The organism is Anaerolineae bacterium, assembly GCA_016931895.1.
GTDB lineage: Bacteria > Chloroflexota > Anaerolineae > 4572-78 > J111 > JAFGNV01.
This window is the reverse complement of the sequence record JAFGDY010000213.1, coordinates 11,795-31,897: the sequence shown is the minus strand read 5'-3', so window position 1 is coordinate 31,897 and position 20,103 is coordinate 11,795. Positions and strand designations below refer to the sequence as shown.

Annotated in this window: 12 protein-coding genes; all 12 read left to right on the top strand. The window is 49.5% G+C overall.

Annotated features, from left to right (window positions below; genetic code table 11):
- Nucleotides 1-79: 79 nt before the first annotated feature.
- The 12 genes from JW953_15890 (at nt 80) to JW953_15835 (ending at nt 20,099) form a co-directional block, all read left to right on the top strand.
- Nucleotides 80-2,959: a glycosyltransferase family 39 protein gene (locus JW953_15890; GenBank protein ID MBN1994180.1), complete on the top strand. Its 2,880-nt coding sequence runs from the start codon at nt 80-82 to the stop codon at nt 2,957-2,959.
- Nucleotides 2,960-5,020, top strand: a complete 2,061-nt coding sequence (locus JW953_15885; protein MBN1994179.1) for a glycosyltransferase family 39 protein — start codon at nt 2,960-2,962, stop codon at nt 5,018-5,020.
- Complete coding sequence (locus tag JW953_15880; protein ID MBN1994178.1) at nt 5,017-8,088, top strand: hypothetical protein; 3,072 nt, start codon at nt 5,017-5,019, stop codon at nt 8,086-8,088. The genes JW953_15885 and JW953_15880 overlap by 4 nt, the downstream gene beginning before the upstream one ends.
- Before the next feature lie 65 nt (nt 8,089-8,153).
- Nucleotides 8,154-8,654: an N-acetyltransferase gene (locus tag JW953_15875; GenBank protein ID MBN1994177.1), complete on the top strand. Its 501-nt coding sequence runs from the start codon at nt 8,154-8,156 to the stop codon at nt 8,652-8,654.
- Between the two features lies 1 nt (nt 8,655).
- Nucleotides 8,656-10,836: a glycosyltransferase family 39 protein gene (locus JW953_15870; protein MBN1994176.1), complete on the top strand. Its 2,181-nt coding sequence runs from the start codon at nt 8,656-8,658 to the stop codon at nt 10,834-10,836.
- 19 nt (nt 10,837-10,855) lie between these two features.
- Nucleotides 10,856-11,884, top strand: coding sequence for a Gfo/Idh/MocA family oxidoreductase (locus JW953_15865; protein MBN1994175.1), 1,029 nt, complete (start codon nt 10,856-10,858; stop codon nt 11,882-11,884).
- Nucleotides 11,881-12,978 carry a DegT/DnrJ/EryC1/StrS family aminotransferase gene (locus JW953_15860; GenBank protein MBN1994174.1) on the top strand — a complete coding sequence of 366 codons (1,098 nt, stop codon included), beginning with the start codon at nt 11,881-11,883 and terminating at the stop codon, nt 12,976-12,978. Before JW953_15865 ends, JW953_15860 begins: the two co-directional genes overlap by 4 nt.
- A 23-nt stretch (nt 12,979-13,001) precedes the next feature.
- A complete protein-coding gene (locus JW953_15855) occupies nt 13,002-13,991 on the top strand; it encodes a GNAT family N-acetyltransferase (GenBank protein MBN1994173.1) in 990 nt (329 codons plus the stop codon).
- Complete coding sequence (locus tag JW953_15850; protein ID MBN1994172.1) at nt 13,988-15,025, top strand: SDR family NAD(P)-dependent oxidoreductase; 1,038 nt, start codon at nt 13,988-13,990, stop codon at nt 15,023-15,025. Before JW953_15855 ends, JW953_15850 begins: the two co-directional genes overlap by 4 nt.
- On the top strand, nt 15,018-16,223 hold the full coding sequence (locus JW953_15845) for a DegT/DnrJ/EryC1/StrS family aminotransferase (GenBank protein MBN1994171.1): 1,206 nt from the start codon (nt 15,018-15,020) through the stop codon (nt 16,221-16,223). Before JW953_15850 ends, JW953_15845 begins: the two co-directional genes overlap by 8 nt.
- A 43-nt stretch (nt 16,224-16,266) precedes the next feature.
- The gene (locus tag JW953_15840) at nt 16,267-17,232 is read left to right on the top strand and encodes a glycosyltransferase (GenBank protein ID MBN1994170.1); all 966 of its coding nucleotides are present in this window, start codon (nt 16,267-16,269) and stop codon (nt 17,230-17,232) included.
- Nucleotides 17,233-17,360: 128 nt separating this feature from the next.
- On the top strand, nt 17,361-20,099 hold the full coding sequence (locus JW953_15835) for a glycosyltransferase family 39 protein (protein MBN1994169.1): 2,739 nt from the start codon (nt 17,361-17,363) through the stop codon (nt 20,097-20,099).
- Nucleotides 20,100-20,103: the final 4 nt, after the last annotated feature.

Genomic DNA, 20,103 nt, shown 5'->3' with positions numbered 1-20,103 from the left:
GGTAGCTTGATTTGATTATAGGAAAAATTGAACAGGCCATTAATACCGGATATGCTGAAGCTGAATGAGTAGTTCAATAATGTCACGTTGCATCACGGCTTATGGGTTGCGTTTTGTTACCGTAATTATTTTGATTACAATCATTCTGCTTCCCCGTGTTCTCCCCTTTCCCTCCATTTTTTTCACCGACGATGAAATGCAAATTGGCCGTTGGACCAGCCAAATGACCGGCGCTCTGTTAAACGGTGACTGGCGCAATACGGTCAATAACGCCTATCCGGCGGTCACCTTGGCCTGGATTGAAGCGGCGCAGGTAAAATTAGCCCCGTTGGCGTCGGGTCAAGGGTTGACTGCGGAGCAGATGGTCTCTGATGATGGAACGGATGTATTTGCCGCATTACCGCGCCGGCGTTTGGCCCTGGCTTTGTTTAATACGGTGGCGGTTCTGGTTACCTTCTGGCTCCTTCGCCGCCTTTACAATGACTTTATTGCCGTTACAGCCACTATTTTAATGGCCCTGGACCCTTTCTTGCTTACCCAATCGCGCGTATTCCGCACCGAAGGCATTACCACCGGCTTGATGCTGTTGGGCGCTTTAACCATTATTCTCTATGCCAAAGAACAACGTACTGGCTGGCTGGTCGCCAGCGCCGTTTTGAGCAGTTTTGCCACGTTAACCAAAATTACCTCTATCTTTTTGTTACCTTTTGCCGGACTAACGCTGTTAATTTGGCCTCTGATGATGGGGCAGCGTCCCATAGCCCCGTTGGTAAAACAGGCTACGCGGGATGTTGTTTTGTGGAGTTTGTTAACGGGGCTGATTTTTTTTGTCTTTTGGCCGGCCTTGTGGGTAGCGCCGTTTGAAACCATCAAGCTGGTGTACACCTATTTGCAACTGACCAGCACCAATATTGAAATGATCTGGGGAGGCAAAGGCAGCGCCCTTTTCTTTTGGGGCCAAACCTTACGAGAAGACCCCGGTGTATCGTTTTACTGGTGGTCCCTGGCTTACCGCATCACGCCAGTGGCTTTGGTGGGCCTGCTGCTTGTTGTAGTCGGTGCTTTCTGTCCCCTGTTACAACGCCGATCTAAATTTGTCAAAATAAAATGCTCTTCAATCTTTTCACGCCCCTCTGTGGCAGTGACGGTGTTGCTGGTGGCTTATGTAGTTTTTTATTTCATCGCCATGAGCCTGGGGGCTTCCAAAGTTGATCGTTATTTACTGCCTATTTTCCCGGCATTTTCTATTCTGGCGGCGGTTGGATTCCAGGCGTTTGTTGACCACTTATCTGCCGTGGTCCCTGTTCCTGGGTTGAAAGGGGCGGTTTGGGGAACAGTTTTGATAAGCAGCGCCTGGCTGGCCTTGCCGCAGCACCCTTATTATTACACCTATTGGAATCCTCTTCTGGGCGGAGCGCGGCAGGCGGTCAAAATTCTTCCGGCGGGAGGTCGGCAGGGCATTAATATGATGGTGGAGTATGTGAATGCCTTGCCGGAAGCGCAGCAGCTTAAGATTACTGGCCCTGGCCTTCGAGATTGTCCGGTAATTTTTACCGGCACCTGCCTGCAACCCTCTCAGTTTCTGCTGGCTGATTACATTCAGAGTGATATTTTTTCGCTGCAAAGAGGCGCGTACCTGGCCAATATTCATAAAATCATCCCGGAGACGGAATTGGTCCACCAATATACCAAAGATGGGGTTGATTATGCCTGGCTGTACAAAATGCCCGCCGGGCTTCATCATACCGAACAATGGTTGGGCACGCATGGTAAACTCAGGGGGTATGGATTTTTACCGCCACAAGTAGGCGCCGGCGACTCCTTGCAAGTCTCAATCTTTTGGATAAATGGGGAAGATGGTTGGACGTTGGCCAATAGTGAATTTTTTATCAAATTGCTGGATGAAAATGGACAAGTGCAGCAAGTTGCCCCGGCCCAACCCGGTGTGCCCGCCAATCCTGAGCTATCCGCACCCGGCGACATGGTAGTGTTTAATGCGTTTTTACCCATACCTTCCGATATGTTGTTGGGCACTTATCCTGTTGAAATAGGTCTCCGCCTAAAAGATGGCGGTCAAGAGACCTGGAAATTTTCGTTGAAGGATACGGAAAATACTATCACGGTCAATCGTGGCGCTTTGGCCGATTTTGTAGAAGCGTTGCCTATTCAAAATCACCTGGAGTATGAGGTGGGGGCGACGGGGTTGACCTTGTTGGGATACAACGATTTAACCGGAGAGACGCCCCCCCATTTTGATCTTTATTGGCAGGCCAACCGGCCGTTGATCGAGGATTATATTTTGGAATTGGCTTTGCTAGACCAGACCGGAAAAGTGGTTGTATCCTGGCGCAATACATTGTCCCCTCCAGTTCATCCGGCCACAGCGTGGCAGGCTGGAGAAGTGGTCAAGATAACATTTCCGCTGGCGTCAGGGTACCCTTTACCCCCGGGGCATTATCAGCCAGTTCTATCCATTTTGTCTGCCGACACTGCCCTGATTGATTCCGTTGACCTTATCCCCCTGGAAAATTTTGCGCTTGACCGACTTCCGGTTAACATGCAGCATCAACTTGAGGATATTACCTTTGGGGAAAAACTTGATTTACTGGGGTACGATTTAAAGGGCGCGGGAAATACGTCCTCAGGATTGTTCTTTGTTACTCTGTATTGGTTAAATCGTCATCCCCTTGAAGCGGCAGAGGCGGACGTTCAAGTTTTTAATCACAGGGGCGAAGTCATTGCTCAACAAACTGCGCCGGTTCCTGCTTCAACCTCTGCCTCAACCTGGCAAAGCGCCAGCCAGTTAGAATTTACTTTAAACGATTTGCCAGACTCAATGGTGATCAAAGTTCGTTCTGTGAATGACGAAACGTGGTATAAAGTGCAAGAGCATGAGCAAGGCGTTGTTGAGCAAGTGACGATTGACCAGGTTTTAAACAAAATAGCGCCATTGGATTAAATGACACCGATAACCGCAAAAAAACAACTTCAGAAAATTTTGCCCTGGCTTATCCTGGCCCTGTTGCTGATACTCTCGTTTTGGCTGCGTAGCCGTTACCTGTGGCTGCGGGCTATGACCTACGACGAGGGTCATTGGCTCATGTTTGCTGTGTTAGCCAACCTGGGTTATGCCCCCTACACCGTCACCTTTGTGGGTATTCCTCCTCTGGCCTTATTAACCATTCAATTGGGGGCCAAACTATTTGATGTGACCCTGGCCGTGCGCTATCCTATGATGCTCTTTAGCGTGATAGGCGTTGGGAGTATGTATTTATCGCTGCGGCCCTGGCAAAACAGTTTTAACTTATTAGCCGGATTGCTGGCGGCACTCTTCTATTCGTTTGATCTGGTCAGCTTCCGGGAGTCTAGCACCTTTATGGGCGAAGGCCCGGCCCTGGCGATGGCCGTTTTATCCTTTGTATTGTGGCAACAATACCGGGATAACCGTAAATTGTTCTGGCTGCTCTTATCGGGGCTGGCTTTTGGCCTGAGCCTGGCGCTTAAATTATTTATGGTATTTTTCCCGGCCTTTGTGGGGATACTTTTGCTCATCATCGCGCTGAAAGATGGCGGCGGTTTAAAAATTTCTGCACTCAAACAAGTGATTATTACCGGCTTGGTTTGGGGCTTGGGCGTTACCATTCCTTGGGGAATATTCTTTACAATTTACACCCCCCAAGCCTTGTATCGAGAGGTGTTTCTCTTCCGCCTAGCTTTTCGGGAGGTCAATTTAAGCCGGGGGGCGGTGTTGCTTGAAAACTCGGCGGGGGTGGCCCGGATGATGGTTGACCGCTGGCCGTTGGCGCTTGGGGCTGTGCTGGGCGTTATTAGTGGTTGGCGGAAGCGCCGGTTTGAAGTTTTTACCTGGTTGATTTGGCTGGTTTTGGCTGTAGTCCCCCTGGTTTGGCAGTCACCCTTAAGACCACGTTACTCGGTGGCGCTGCTGCCGCCGCTGGCCGCCTTGAGTGGGATCGGGATTGTGTATCTTGTCCGTTGGCTCTTTGACCGGCTGCAAAAGAAGGCGTCTGCCTGGGTGGGTTATGCCGTTGTCGGTTTAACCTTGACCGTCATTTTTGTGGCTGCCTTGAGCATACCGGTCAAAAACTTATTACGCCCTGCCGATCCCTATCCCTTTCCTAATTTGAATTTTGATGTGGTTGAATACATTCAACAGACTACCCTTGAAAATGATTGCATCGTCACCGATGACCAACGTTTTGCTTTTGCCGCCCACCGTTTGGTACCTCCTGCTCTCTCAGAAACCGGCCAGGGACGTTTGGCCACAGGCTGGCTGACCGGCGACGAAATTGTGAGCCAGATTCAGCAGCACGATTGCCCCGCCGTGGTGTATATGGTCAACTACTTTACTCAATTTTTACCCGACCTGGCGGATAAATTGCGTGAACTTTATTTTTTAGAGATTGTTTACGATGAGGATTTTACGGTTTACACCGGCAAAAAACATGTCCGGCGAGAGCCGGCCATCCCCCTTAACGCTCAGTTTGGGCAGGCGTTTGTGCTGAACGGGATTGACCTGGCTGCGTCACCCTGGTCTTCCGGGCAGAAAGTGGGCCTGGCCACGTATTGGACGGCGCTGACCCAACCGGACCGGGCTTGCAAGATATTTGTTCAACTGCGTGATCGTCAAAATGAAACTATCGCCAGTTTTGATTATTTTCCCTTTGCCGTGCCCGGCGACCGGTATCAATTATTGCCGGAGTTTGATTACCAGTACCGCTTGACCCCCCATATTGATGTTCAGGCCATCCCGGCGGAAGAAATTGCGGCCTATCCGGCCAAAGGCATGATCCCCACCAATGCCTGGCCGGTGGGCCAAACCATCAGAGAGATAACCACCTTACCGTTACCTGATCTGGAGCCAGGAGTTTACGACCTTTATCTGGGCATGTATGATCCGGCTACCTTTGTTCGGCTGCCGCTACAATCGCTATCCGGCAGCGTTCCGACCGAAAATGATGTTCTTTGGTTAACTCAGATTAAGGTCATAGAGGCAGAATGACCCGCACTCAGGCCTATTGGCGATTGACCCTCATTCTATTGGTATATTTTGCCTTGAGTCTGGCCCATAGCCTCTGGCTGCCGCTGGCCCAGGCGCCTGATGAAATTGACCATTTTCGATATACCCTCTTTATTGCTCAACATAGCCGCCTCCCGCTGAGTTACGAGGAGCGCGAGACTGCCGGTAACAAAGCTTATCTGCCCGCCCTTTATCACAGCCTGAATGCGGCCCTGGTGGGTTGGAGCAGCAGCGACGTTCCCCCCTTGCTCAAGTTTGTCTTCCAATCGCCCCGCTCCGATTTGGTACAGGCTCTATTTCATACCCAATATTTTCTCAATACCGAAGATGAATTTGCTCCCTATCGCGGCAATGTGTTGATGTGGCATTTAGGGCGGGGCGTTTCCATAGTGTTGGCGCTGGGCGTGATTGTGGTCTCCTTCTTTACCGCGCTGGAGATTTTTCCAAAAAAGTATAACCTGGCGCTTGTGGCAGCGGCTATTACGGCCTTTGTGCCAACTTTTATTTTTATCACCTCATCTATCTCTTATGAAGTATTAGTTGCTTTGCTGACCGGTCTTTATTTCCCGGTGCTGGTCAAAATTGTCAAGCGCGACGCGCAACCAACTGCCTGGCCCTGGGGCCGGTATATTTTGCTGGGGCTGCTGCTGGGATTGTCGGTTACGGTTAAATATGCCGCCGTTATCTTGCCGGTACAGGTTATGGCGGTGGTGGCGTACCTGGCCTGGCGGCGAGGTTGGGGCTGGTGGGGCTGGTTCAAGCGGGTCGTCTTGACCGGATTAGCCGCGATGGTGGCCTCAAGCTGGTGGTTTATATTTCTGATGGTCAACTTTAACCAGATTGACCAATATGGTTTGGTGGTGGGCCTGCTCAAGCCGGTCATTGCCGGGGGCACGGACACCAGCCAGAATGTAACCGCCTTTTTTCTGACCGGCGGTAAAATTGGCTACGCCGGCGGGTTTAACCCTCCTCCTTTTTCAGCCTGGGTCTGGCGGACGTTTGAATCATTTTGGGTAGAAAAAATTGGGTATTATCCATTGGGCGTAGTGCCCCATCTGTTGATGGGTTTGGTTTGCCTTGTGGCCGTGCTTGGCCTGGTTAAAACGTGGCAGCGCCGACCCGCCAGCCGCATTTGGATAGGCTTGCTTGTTTCTCACTTTCTTTTTTTTCTGGTTTTTCCTTTCCTGCGCTATATTTTTCAGGGGGAGTTGAGCCATACGGCCCAGGGAAGACACGTGCTGTTTCCAGTGGCTACGGCGTTCCCCTTGCTCTTGATTTATGGTTGGCAATCTCTGTCCATAAGAGCGCAGCGCTGGCTGGCGCTGGCCCTGGTGGGTGGGTTGGTGGGTTGGAGTTTGGCCCAACTGGTACATGTCACGGCTTGCTGCACGGCTCCATTGCCCATCCGTACTACATCTGAGGCGACGCCCAATATTCCGCACCGGCTTGACCAGCCGTTTGGCCCGCATTTGGTGTTGTTGGGGCACGATACCCAACTGGCGCCGGAAACCGGTGCCTTGCGGATACGTTTATATTGGCAAAGCCCCACCTATCCCGACGAAGATTATCTAATGACGGTCACGCTGGTTCAAGACGGCGAACCTAAATTGCAGTGGGAAGCTTATCCTACCAACGGGCGATACCCCACCCGGATTTGGGAAAATTGGGAGACCATTCGGGATGATTTGGAATTGCCGTTGTTTAACCTGCCACCGGGCGATTATGAAGTTCAACTCCAATTGCGCGGCGCTTACCAGACACTCCCGGTTAATGGGGGCGATACGCTTGTTTTAGGCCGGATTACAATTCCACCCATAGCTGCGCCTGCCCCTACTGTTCCATTATCTATTTCCGTAGATGGGCGGGAGGTGGTGCGCGGGTTGACTTTATGGCAGACAGACGCCTACCAGAAATTAGACCAACTGGAGTACCGTCCCCGTATGGCTATTCCGTTTGTGTGGCAGGGCCAAACCGGACCCACGGAACAGGTCAAATGGTTATTGGTGGCCGATGATGGCCAGGCCTATCCGGCCCGGCAGGCGTCGCTCCAATTTGAATACTTTATGGTCGGCCCCGATTTTCAACCCGGCCCTTATCGTCTGCGGGCTGAGGTATGGCGTGACGGGGCAGTGATTGCCTCCCAGGAAACAGCGCCTTTGCTGACGGTGTTTAACAAACAGCCGCGTCTCATGGAGCCGCCGCCTGTCCCTTACCCTTTTGAGGCTAATTTTGCCAATCGGATTAAACTGTTGGGCTATGATCTGCCCCTTCGTTCGTTGACTCCCGGCCAGGGTATTCCCATCACTTTATACTGGCAGGGGTTGCGCACAATGGAGCACGATTATACGTTTTTTATTAAATTGTTAGATGATCGGCGGCAACAGTGGAGCAGCCGTGATAGATACGCCAAAGACGGTTACAAAACCACACACTGGCTGGAAAATGAAGTTGTGGTTGACTCCTTTGAACTGCCCACCGACCCGGCTATGCCCGCCGGAATTTATTGGCTAAATGTCGGCCTGTACCTAGGGTTAGACCAATCAACCATCCCCCTGCCGCTGATGGCCGGCGACCAGCCAGGCGAGGTCACCAGCGTTACTTTTGGGCCGGTGAAAATTGGCGGGCCGCCGCCCGGTATAGTGGTCACTGATGCCTCGCCTGAACATTCTCTTGACGCAGAATTAGGGAATGCGATTCGGCTGTTGGGGTATGATGTTGGACAAAGTCAAGAGACCCTGACCCTGAAGTTATATTGGCAAAGTATCGCCCCCCTGGCCACCGACCAAACCGTTTTTTTACACGTGCGCAACCAAAACGGAGAAGTGGTTGCCCAGGTAGACCGCCCGCCAACCGGAGAGGTGTATCCTACCTCATTATGGGAGCCGGGTGAGATCATTCCAGATGAAATCCAACTTGCCTTGCCGGCCAGTCTACCGCCAGGCGACTACACTATTGCGACCGGCATGTACAACTTTGCTACCGGAGCGCGGTTGCCGGTGGCCGGGTCCACTGATGATAGTATCATCTTGTTTGTTGTGGAAGGCCAATAAAAATACCCTGTCGTTGGGGCGTCAATACGTAAGTGGCAAATATCATGAACTAACAGGTAAACATAATGGCAATTACAGAAGATGTTCAACTGGGTAGTCACGTAAAAATTTTCCATCCCCATCTCGTTAACCTCTATGGTTGTATAATTGGAGCTGAAACCAAGATTGGCGCATTTGTTGAGATCCAAAAAAATGTTGTGGTCGGCGCTCGCTGTAAGATATCGTCACACACTTTCATTTGCGAGGGAGTCACCATTGAAGATGAGGTTTTTATTGGACACGGAGTTATGTTCACCAATGACCTTTATCCTCGGGCCACAAATGATGATGGCCGCTTGCAAGGTGAAGGTGATTGGACATTAATAGAAACCCAGGTCAAGCGTCGGGCCTCAATTGGCAGTAATGCTACTATTTTGGCGGGGGTTATTATTGGAGAAAATGCGCTGGTTGGGGCAGGAGCAGTAGTAGCCCATAATGTTCCACCCTATGCCATAGTGGCTGGCGTACCGGCTTGTGTGCTGGGTGATGTGCGCACGCGTCGTAGCAATACAGAGCCAACCAACTAAAATGAAACAATTGTTTGTAAAAAAAATCTCAGTAATACAAGATCGGTATGATCTAATTGTTATTTTTGGAGCGGCGTTGGGATTACGCTTGCTCTACCTCTTTCTTAAACCACAACCACCTATTGTTTACGACGCGCTTGGTTATTTTGAGCTTGGCCGTTCTTTGGTTATGGGGGCCACCAGTGAATTATTACAGCCATGGGGTGCTGATATTTGGCCTTTGTTAAGTTCCAGAGGCCCTATCTATGCCTTATTTCTGGCGGGCAATTTCTTTATTTTTGATGTAGACCCATGGCCTGTTCGTTATATCCAGGCTGTTCTTGATGCTTTGAGTTGTGTTTTTGTATATTTGATTGGCAAAGAATTGGTCAATCGGTATGTCGGTTTAATTTCAGGTTTCCTGATGGTCCTATATCTCCCTTTCATCTTGTTCACAGGACGAATGTTGACGGAAACCTTAGCAAATTTTTTGTTCTGGACGGGGATGTTTTTGCTGGTACGAGGTTTGCGCTGTAAGGGGTTAAACTGGTTGGTAGCGTCCGGCTTAATGATTGGTTTAGCCTGTTTAGCCAGGCCCACGCTATTGCCCGGCGTTCCTTTTTTTATTGTGGCCGTTGGGATAGGTTTACAAGAGATAACCTGGCGTCGTCGCATAATTTTGACCGGGATTTTTGGCGTTTCTCTTGTGGGGCTTCTGTTCATTTGGTATGTTGTGGCCAAAACAGTGAATTCAAGCCCAACGATAGGCGTGGCTGGTATTGACTTTATGATGAGTGAATTCTCAATGGAAACGAATCCCCTGGTGCGAGGTTGGCGCCCTGATTACAGGCAGACCATAGATTTGTATTGGTGGCAGAACGAAACGTCGTCATTGAAGTTCATTTATATCATAGCGGCGGTCATAAACCTCATTTTTTACCATTTCTGGTTTGCGGAGAACGCCTGGCGAGAGTCATTCTTGCTTTCACCTACTGCGATGCATTGGGCGCAGCAAATCCTGCTAGGGTTAGGGTTAGGCGGAGTGGGGATTGCTTTAATCAGGTGGCGCACTTTTGCCCCTCTCTTCGCTGTTTTGGTAACCTTTTGTCTCGTCTCCGTAAAGGTTATAGAGGTTAGGCATAATTTACCCTTCATGCCAGCTATTTTTCTATTTGCCGGATTATTTATTGTTTATCTATTTGAGTGGATCAAAAATTATTTTGGTTGGACTAAAGACATTGTTGTTTTGGTTGTCGGTATCATCTTGGTCGGTGTTATTTTAATTGGCTCCAGATTATTGGTTCTTTTTAGTTCTGAAATTTTTTGGTTGTGGATACAACCTGTCACGTTAGGTATCGCGGGCGACCTGGCCGTAGTTATTTTCAGTTTACTGGTAGGGGGGCTTGTGTTTCGTTTGTCTACGCCTGCATGGGGTCGTCTCTCAGCCGCAGTGGCAGGTTTTGTGCCTGCTGTTTTATTAATTATTCTAATTAGTTCTTATGCTTACATTAATTCGGGTCCCAGGTGGTGGGCCTGGAATATATCTTTGAATCAAACCAATCAGGTAGTGAGACAGGAGATTCAGTTACCTGCCCCAATATCAGAGGATAAACTTGAATTGGTAATATGGTTGGTAGATTTGCAGGCAAATGCCGCCCCGCCTCCTTTGCAGGTGAGGGTAAATGAGTCCCTCCTATCGCCACAGGAATATTCCTGGCAACGTCTATTTTGCGCTCAAAAAGTGTTGTTTGTGACCAATGTAGAACAGACGTATTGTCCGGTTTATGAAGAATACATGAAGTTTGCTCATCGCCCTATGACTACCTGGCCGCAATGGTGGGGGCTGGTGATAGACCCGGCTTTACTACTTGACAAAAATAACCTTTCTTTGACCCTATCTCAGCTAGATCCAACAGTTGAGTCGAATGTTGCGTCTCAAGTTAAATTAGGAGGAACATTTGCTGTTGCTGATAGTCAAGTTGTTTACGGGCCAAGCGTATATGCACTTTCGCCTGGGGCAAGAACTTCAATCTATCGCTGGCTTTTAATTGGCGATTGGCGTTTGTGGGAGACGAGTGAGTTGGCCAGCGTGGCCACCCATAGTTATTTAATCCGGTCAGACGCGGCAGACATTCTATTAAAGGCCAACTTAAATATTCGATTGGCGGTAAAATACAAAGATGGTCGGATTGTAATTTATTAGAAGGGAGAATTGTAGAGCAATGATTAATATGGGTATCATCGGTTATGGATATTGGGGGCCAAATTTGGTGCGTAATTTTGTCGAGATCCCAGAAACGCAGGTTTTAGGGGTGAGCGACCTGAATCCAAAACGTTTGCATTTGGTCCAGGCTCGTTATCCATCTATTCAGGTGACAACCAATCCGGTTGATTTGTTTAACAATCCGGCAATTGAGGCCGTTGCCATTGCCACGCCGGTTTCGAGTCATTTTGAATTGGCTTTACAAGCTTTACAGGCAAATAAACACGTATTGCTAGAGAAACCCCTCACCACAACTTCGGCCCAAGCTCTCCGGCTGATTGAAGAAGCTGAACGGCGAAATCGAATATTAATGGTGGATCATACCTTTGTTTATACCGGCGCGGTACGCAAAATTCGGGAATTGGTGGAGAATGGCAGCGTGGGCGACCTCTATTACTATGACTCGGTGCGGGTTAATTTGGGTTTATTTCAACATGATGTGAATGTTATTTGGGATTTGGCCGTGCATGACCTTTCAATTATGGATTATGTAATATCTGCCCGTCCCCTGGCTGTATCGGCTACGGGAGTCAGCCATATCTCCGGCCAACCGGAAAATATTGCTTATTTGACCCTGTTTTTTGATAATCATTTACTGGCTCATATTCACGTAAACTGGTTGGCTCCGGTGAAGGTGCGGCGTACCTTGATTGGGGGCAGTAAGAAGATGATTGTTTACGATGATTTAGAACCGAGCGAAAAGATAAAAGTTTATGATAAGGGGATTACGCTTAATGACGGCCCTGAGAGCGTGTACCAGATGCTGATTGGCTACCGTACCGGCGATATGTGGTCTCCCCAATTGGATGTAACCGAAGCGTTACGAACAGAAGCGCTTCATTTTATTCATTGTATTCAACACCATGAAACCCCTCTAACCGATGGCCAGGCCGGATGGCGTATTGTGCAGATTTTGGAAGCGGCCACAGCTTCTATAGCCCAACAAAGCCGCCCGATAGAATTAAAAACAGGAAAGGTAATGGCATGATTCCATTTATAGATTTAAAGTTACAATATCACAGCATTAAGCAAGAAATTGACAACGCAGTGATCCGAGTTTTGGAGAGCAGTCAATTTGCTTTGGGAAATGAGGTGGCCGCTTTTGAACAGGAATTTGCAGCCTATTGTGCGGCGGGGCAAGGCATTGCGGTTAATTCTGGCACCAGTGCCTTGCATCTGGCGTTATTGGCCGCAGGCATTGGTCCGGGCGACCAGGTGATTACCGTTCCTTTTACCTTTGTTGCTACTGTTGCGGCAATTTGTTATACTGGGGCCTGCCCTGTATTTGTTGATATAGAGCCGCAGTCATCTACCATAGATATAAAACAGATTGAGCAAGCTATTACGGCGCAAACCAGGGCCATTTTGCCTGTCCATATTTATGGCCAGCCGGCCGACATGGACCCTATTGTAGAAATTGCTCGCCGCTATGGTTTGGTGGTTATTGAGGATGCGGCTCAAGCTCATGGTGCAGAATACAAAGGGCATCGGGTGGGCAGGATGGGAGATTTGGGCTGTTTCAGTTTTTATCCCGGCAAAAATTTGGGGGCCTATGGCGAAGCCGGGATGGTGGTCACTAACAATCCTGAATATGCCCATACCGTCAGGATGTTACGTGATTGGGGACAGGCGCGTAAATATCACCATGAGTTAAAGGGGTACAACTACCGGATGGATGGTATTCAGGGCGCTATCTTGCGGGTCAAATTGAGACATTTAGACGCCTGGACCGAGGCCCGCCGGGCTAATGCGGCGCAGTATGATCAACTTTTGTCGGATGCAGCGGTCCAAACGCCAGCCGTTATGCCTTACGCCCGCCACGTGTATCACGTTTACGCCGTGCGTTCCAAACAACGAGATGCCTTACAGCAAATGTTACAAAAACAAAAGATTCAAACCGGCATTCATTATCCCATCCCGGTACACTTACAGCCAGCTTACGTTGATTTGGGGTATCAAATTGGCGATTTTCCTCATTCGGAACAAATGGCCAGCGAGACGCTTTCTTTACCCATGTATGCCGAGCTATCCGTAGCGCAAATCCTGAGTGTCTGCCAGGCTATTCAAGCAGCGAATAGGTGAATTGAACAGGAAGATTATTAATAGTGCAAAGAGATATTAATCCCCGAATTTCTGACAGCAAACTGGAGCTTTTGATTGGCCAGTACAAATATGGCCGATATTGCGAAGATCAAAGCCTGCCTATAGAAGCGTCAAGGCGTTTGGTTTTGGACCAGACGCGCCACTATTTGGCGCGTGAAGACACCCAACATATAGCAGTTTTTGCTCCCGGCGGGCAACTTTTGGGATTATTGTTGTTCCGGCTATCGCAGTGGGATACCGAACATTTTGGTTACAGGGTAGCCCTTATTGATTCGGCCATTATATGCGAAGTGGATTATCACCGGCGCGTAGAAATCACCGAGTTTTTGTTAGGTGCATTTCACCAATGGGCCCAGGAGATGACTATTCGTTTTACTTCGGTCAGGCTACCGTCTTTGGATCTGGCGGTCATTCACGGTTTTGAACAGAGTGGTTATCACTATCTTGAAAATTGGATTTACAATAAGTATGACTTAAGAAAATTGGATAAACTGAGCCAGCCTGCCCATACCCTGCGATTAGCGCAAGCGCGTGATCGTGACGTTATGCTTGACTACGCCGACAGCGCATTTATCACGCAAAGATTTCATGCCGACGCCCACATTGATCAGCATAAAGCAGATTCTCTCTATAAAAAGTGGATTCGGACAGCTTTTGATGACCCTAACCAACAGATATTATGCCTTGATGTTGAAGAGAGGCCGGTAGCTTTCATGATTTATTACCAAAGTGATTTGCAGCCCTATTTTGGCCTGCAATTTGCCATGTGGAAAATGGCCTTGCTAGACCCGTTGGCGCGAGGCCGGGGCCTAGGCACTGCTTTTTTTACTGCGCTGGCTCATTATCATCGGTGGGAAGAGGGGTTAGATGTGGTTGACTCTGGACTTACTATCCGTAATGTAGCTTCTCTGAATCTGCATAACAAACTTAATTTTAAAGTGATTTGCACGCTGGTTACCTTGCACAGGTGGTTTGAAGAGAAACGCCGATGACAGTAATTTCCCGCTTACAAAAATTAAAGAAAAAAGTGCTGGTTACGGGAGGAGCCGGTTTTATTGGTTCTGAGCTTGTTCATCAACTGGCCAAGCAGGGGGTTAAAGTTTTGGTTGTGGATAATTTGGTTAATGGTCGGCGGGAAAATTTAGAGGGACTGTCAGGCAGCCAGGTTCAACTGGAGGTAGTTGATATTCGAGACAGCAACCGGATGGTAGGACTAATGAAAGATACGGAGATTATGTTCCACCTAGCCTGCCTGGGCGTGCGCCATTCAATTCATTCGCCTGGCGAAAATCATGCGGTAAATGCCACGGCTACTTTAAACCTGTTGTCCATTGCCAAAGATGTAGGAGTGGCCCGTTTTGTGTATGTATCCACTTCTGAAGTGTACGGAACGGCGCGCTGGGCGCCAATGACCGAGGACCATCCCACTTTTCCGATGACGGTGTACGGCGCTTCCAAATTGGCCGGTGAGGCTTATGCTCGCGCTTATTATCGAACCTACGGTTATCCAACGGTAGTGGTCAGACCCTTTAATGCTTACGGGCCTCGCTGTCATCATGAAGGCGATAGTGGGGAAGTGATTCCTAAATTTTTATTGCGTTCTATGGCTGGTCGCCCCATGGTGATTTTTGGCGATGGCCGCCAAACGCGAGACTTTACCTACGTGAGCGACACCGCCAGGGCTATTCTCATGGCCGGTTTGACCCAGGAGGCTATCGGGCAGACAATCAACCTGGGCCAAGGCCGCGAAATCGGTATCAAACAATTGGCCGGTGAGATAGCTGAAGTGCTTGGCAAAAACGCAAACATAACCTATGATCAACCTCGGCCGGGTGATGTTTTGCGACTCTATGCGGATACCACAAAGGCGCGTCAGTTACTTGGTTTTGAGCCGCAGCTAAGTTTGCGCCAGGGGCTGACCAAACTGAGGGACTGGTATCTCAGTCTTGAACAGTCACCGGAAGCTTTGTTGGAACAAGAGGTTGTGCGCAATTGGCAGTTAGCAGAGATAAAAGCCGGTGGCTAAAAAAAACGGATTCATTCCTGTCACCAAACCCTGGCTGGATGAGCAAGATGCTCAAGCGGCCAGCCGGGCAATTTTGTCGGGTTGGGTAACCCAAGGGCCAGAAGTGGCCGCCTTTGAACGGGAATTTACCGCTTATGTGGGCGCTGCCCATGCTTGTGCCGTGTCCAGTTGCACTACTGCTTTGCACCTGGCCCTCCTGGCCGTTGGCGTTCAACCCGGCGATGAGGTGATTACGGTCAGCCACTCCTTTATTGCTACGGCTAACGCCATTTGTTATTGTGGGGCAACGCCGGTTTTTGTTGATATTGAGCCTGAAACTTTTAATCTTAACCCCGCTTTGCTTGAGCGCGTGATTACCGAGCGGACCCGAGCCATTCTATGCGTCCATCAAATGGGAATGCCGTGTAATTTGCCGGCAATTCTGAAGATGGCCCAAGCTTATGCATTGCCGGTGGTTGAGGATGCGGCTTGCGCCATTGGCAGTGAAATACTGTGGCAGGAGCAATGGGAAAAGATTGGCAAACCGCATGGGGATATTGCCTGTTTTTCGTTTCACCCGCGCAAAATTGTTACCACCGGCGACGGGGGCCTCATCACCACCTCCAATGCCGAATGGGATCACCGGTTTCGCCTTTGGCGCCAGCACGGCATGGATGTGCCCGATACGGTCCGGCATGCGGCCAAACAGGTAATCTTTGAGACTTATTCCAGGTTAGGGTATAACTACCGGATGACGGATATTCAGGCGGCTATTGGCCGGGAGCAACTCAAACGTTTGCCGGAGATGATTGGGCAACGTCGTGTATTGGCCGCTCGATATCACGCCCTGTTAAATGATGTGCCGGGAGTCTACCTCCCGGTAAAACCGGGGTGGGCCAGGAGCAATTGGCAAAGTTACTGCATTCGTCTCTCCGGCGAGTATGACCAGTATCAGGTTATGCAACGTATGCTGGATGCCGGCGTGGCCACGCGGCGGGGCATTATGTGCGCTCATCGTGAACCGGCGTATAACCAGGTAGCTTGGTCTTGTGGCCCTGCTTCCGGTAACTGTGATTGTCCGTCAGGCACTTGTCGAAATCTGGCCGAGAGTGAACAGGCTCAAGATCAAGCCATTATTTTACCGCTGTTTCACCAAATGACCGAAGCCGAGCAAGAGACGGTGGTGACAGCCCTCCGTGAAGCATTAGAGTCAGTATAGAGCCGTAAAAAAACGGGGGTAAATTATTCAGGTTGACCAGCTTATGCAATGCAAGCAATACCCAAATAAACAACCACTATTGTCCATTGTTACGCCTGCTTATAATGAAGCTGACAATTTGCCGCTCCTATACGAGCAACTCATCCAATCCCTAAACTCCCTGGATTTGGCTTGGGAATGGATTGTGGTTGATGACCATTCGAGCGATGAAACTTTTGCCGTTATTGAGCAGATTGCCGGGCAGAATGTTCAGGTTCAGGGTATCCGTTTTGCCCGCAATTTTGGCTCACATACGGCTATCACCTGTGGTTTGCATCAGGCCAAAGGCGATTGCGCCGTTGTTATGGCGGCTGATATGCAGGACCCGCCCCAAATATTGCCAGAATTTGTGGAGCAGTGGCGGGCCGGGGCTCAGGTAGTTTGGGCCGTTCGCGCCCGGCGAGAGGGCGAGAAAGCTTCTAGGGTTGGCTTTGCCCGGTTATATTATCTGCTCATGCGCCGATTTGTTGGTCTCAACCAAATGCCCGCCACCGGGGCCGATTTTTTTCTTGTTGACCGGCGGGTGCTGGATGCTTTTGTCCAGTTTAATGAGCGTAATGTTAGTATAATGGCGCTCATAACCTGGATGGGCTTCCGCCAGGCGGTCGTGACCTATAGTAAGCGCACCCGTATGCATGGTCAATCGGGTTGGAGTTTGGAAAAGAAGCTGAAATTAGTGGTCGACTCGGTGACCTCGTTCACCCATCTCCCTATTCGCCTGATGTCTTACGTGGGCTTTGTCACGGCGCTGCTTGGTTTTTTCTACGCCGGAATTGTTACTTTTAATGCTTTGCGGGGCCTGCCCCCTCAAGGTTGGGCTTCGTTGATGATAGTGGTACTCATTCTGGGAGGGATTCAGATGGTGATGCTTGGTGTTTTAGGCGAGTATCTGTGGCGGGCGTTGGATGAAACTCGTTCTCGCCCCCGCTATCTGATCGAGGCGACCACCAGGCGAGGAGAGCAGCGGTGAGGCGTATTATTATGCCTGTTGCCCTCATATTACTTCTTTTTTGTATTGTATTATTGCCCCGGATATTACCCTTTTCTCCCCTATTCTTAACCTTTGATGAAATAACGATTGGCCGTTGGATTAGCCAAATGACTCAAGCCGTTCTGGCAGGGGATTGGACCAAAACAGCCAATAATTATCCGGCGGTTACGCTCATGTGGGTGGAGGCTGCTCAGGTTAAGGCGTTTGAGTGGTTGGGCCGCCCAAACGTAGCCCAAATGTTATCGGCTGCGGATGAAGTTGTATTTGCTGCCTTACCCCGCCGCCGCCTGGTCTTGGCCTTGATAAATTCGGGCATTATTTTTATCAGCTTTTGGCTACTCCGGCGAATATTCAATAACTTTGTGGCTGTCACCGCCACCATTCTGATGGCGCTTGACCCTTTTCTGTTGACCCAAGCGCGGGTGTTTCGGACGGATGGTTTAAACGCCGGTTTGATGTTGTTAAGCGTGCTTGCTATTCTGCTATATGCTAAAGAGGGGAGAAAGCGTTGGTTGGTGGCCAGTAGTACCTTGGGTAGTTTAGCCGCCCTCACAAAGATCACGTCCCTTTATTTGTTAACTTTTGCGGGCTTAACGCTCTTGGTCTGGCCGCTATGGGTGGGCGAGCGAGATGTCTTAAAAATATTAAAATCAACGGTCCGCGATGTTTTTTGGTGGGCCTTGATCATGGGCGGTACATTCTTTGTGCTCTGGCCGGCCTTATGGGTCTCACCTTTGACCACTTTTTATGACATGTACAAAATCATGCAGCTAACGGCTGAAAATGCAGGTGCTGTTTGGGGAGGAGAGCAGCAGTTTTTCTTCTGGGGGGAAATCGGGACGGATGATCCCGGCATTTTGTTTTATCTATGGTTATTGGCTTATCGGACAACGCCTCTTGTTTGGTTAGGGGGGGCAGTTACTGTGGCGAGTTTGCTTCTTTTGTTATTGAATCGTTGGCGACAACAAGAACTACCTCAAGCCTTGCAGTCGTTTATCCCATTTGCCGCGCCAACTTTGCTTATCATAGCGTATGTGTTTTTTTACTTCATTGCCATGAACTTGGGGGCTTCCAAAGTGCCTCATTACCTGTTGCCCATTTTTCCGGGCTTATCTATTCTCGCTGCAATTGGTTTCCTGGTCTTGGCCACTTTCATCTCTGAACGGGTTCGTATGAATCCTGTAAGGCCCGAGTGGGTCTGGGGAATATTATTAGTTTGTAGCGCCTGGTTAGCTTTGCCCCATCATCCCTACTACTTTAGTTATTGGAATCCGCTGTTGGGGGGTGGCCGGGGAGCGGCAAAAATACTTCCCGTGGGGAGTGGTGAGGGTTTGGACATCATGTTTGCATACCTTAATACCCTGCCCCAGCCAGAGGAAATAAGCCTTTCCGGCGATTTGGATGTTTGTTATATTTCTCGTTTGGTTTTTCCTGGAGATTGCCTTGAGGAATCTAACTTTTTGGTCACTGATTATTTTTTACTTCAGGTCTTTGCCGCGCAACGGGAAACAGTGAAACCTTCCACGGTTCAAGCTGTTCGTTCAGAGGGCGAATTGGTGCAAAAATTTAGCCGGGATGGAATAGATTATGCCGAGCTATATCGCCTGCCCAAAAACTTCCATCAGGTTGAGCAGTGGCTTGGCTCTCATGGCAGACTGCTTGGATATCGGCCTTCTGCGGCAAAGGTAGCGGCAGGTGACAGCCTAAAAGTGACGATTTTCTGGGAAAATGGCGAGGCCCAGGGCTGGCAATTGACCGACAGTGAGTTTTTTATCAAACTATTGGATCAAACCGGACAGGTATATCAAGCCGCAGCGGCTCAATTAAAACCTGAATTTCAACCTTATTTATTGCAACCTGGCGCCTTATTGGTTTTTGCCGCATCGCTTGAACTGCCCCAGGATATACCGTTGGGATATTACCCCCTTGAAATCGGCTTGAGGCTCAAAGACTCTGGCCAAGAAACCTGGACTTTCCCCTTGCCCAAACCAACCAGTACCATCGTCGTCAATCGAGGGGCATTGGGTGTGCCTATCCAAACCTTACCCATTCAATACCGCCTGGAACAGCCCGCCGGTGATACCGGCCTGACTCTCTTGGGTTATAATCTGATCAATGAACCGTCCTATATTGAGTTATATTGGCAAGCCGATAGACCTCTTGATTGGGAATATCGCGTAAAGTTGGCCTTGCTTGACGTTCAAGGTCAAGCTATCACTACCTGGAGCAATGCCCTGTCACCTGAGTTCCACCCCCTGACCAAGTGGCAGCCCGGTGAAGTGGTCAAATTATCCTGGCCTTTAGAAACGGGCGGCATGTTTGCGCCAGGTGATTATCATCTGTCGCTTTTGCTACAACCGATGGATATGGCAAATGCTGTAGCCACAATAAACCTGGCCGATATCCCCGGCGATTTCAGCCCAGGCTCCCCGGCAGCCACCCCTCAATATCAGGTTGAAAATGTTACCTTTGGACAAACGCTCGATGTGCTGGGTTATAATTTAGGGGGAAAGGGAGGCGGCCCGGCTGGCGTGCTGCTGTTGGGCCTGTATTGGCTGAACCGCGCTCCGCTTGACCCCCTTGAAGCCCAAGTTGAGGTGATCGCCGACAATGGGGCAATCATCGCCCAACAAATTTTGCCGGTTCCGCTTCCGGAAAATTCTTTAACCTGGCAGAGTGTCAGCCATTACGAATTGCCGTTAAATAATTTGCCTGCCTTCTTAATTGTTAAGGTTAGGTTTGAAAATGCTGGCGAATGGCTCACCGTACAAATACCAAACGAAGCTGCCACTGATCGGCTGATAATAGATGAGATTTTACCCAAAACGGTTATTATTTCGGATTAGGCGC

Excerpts from the sequence above, each read along its gene's own strand:
- JW953_15860 (MBN1994174.1), top strand. The coding sequence starts at position 11,881 with ATGATTCCATTTATAGATTTAAAGTTACAATATCACAGCATTAAGCAA.
- JW953_15885 (MBN1994179.1), top strand. The coding sequence starts at position 2,960 with ATGACACCGATAACCGCAAAAAAACAACTTCAGAAAATTTTGCCCTGG.
- JW953_15870 (MBN1994176.1), top strand. The coding sequence starts at position 8,656 with ATGAAACAATTGTTTGTAAAAAAAATCTCAGTAATACAAGATCGGTAT.
- JW953_15840 (MBN1994170.1), top strand. The coding sequence starts at position 16,267 with ATGCAATGCAAGCAATACCCAAATAAACAACCACTATTGTCCATTGTT.
- JW953_15875 (MBN1994177.1), top strand. The coding sequence starts at position 8,154 with ATGGCAATTACAGAAGATGTTCAACTGGGTAGTCACGTAAAAATTTTC.
- JW953_15835 (MBN1994169.1), top strand. The coding sequence starts at position 17,361 with ATGACTCAAGCCGTTCTGGCAGGGGATTGGACCAAAACAGCCAATAAT.
- JW953_15865 (MBN1994175.1), top strand. The coding sequence starts at position 10,856 with ATGATTAATATGGGTATCATCGGTTATGGATATTGGGGGCCAAATTTG.
- JW953_15890 (MBN1994180.1), top strand. The coding sequence starts at position 80 with ATGTCACGTTGCATCACGGCTTATGGGTTGCGTTTTGTTACCGTAATT.
- JW953_15850 (MBN1994172.1), top strand. The coding sequence starts at position 13,988 with ATGACAGTAATTTCCCGCTTACAAAAATTAAAGAAAAAAGTGCTGGTT.
- JW953_15880 (MBN1994178.1), top strand. The coding sequence starts at position 5,017 with ATGACCCGCACTCAGGCCTATTGGCGATTGACCCTCATTCTATTGGTA.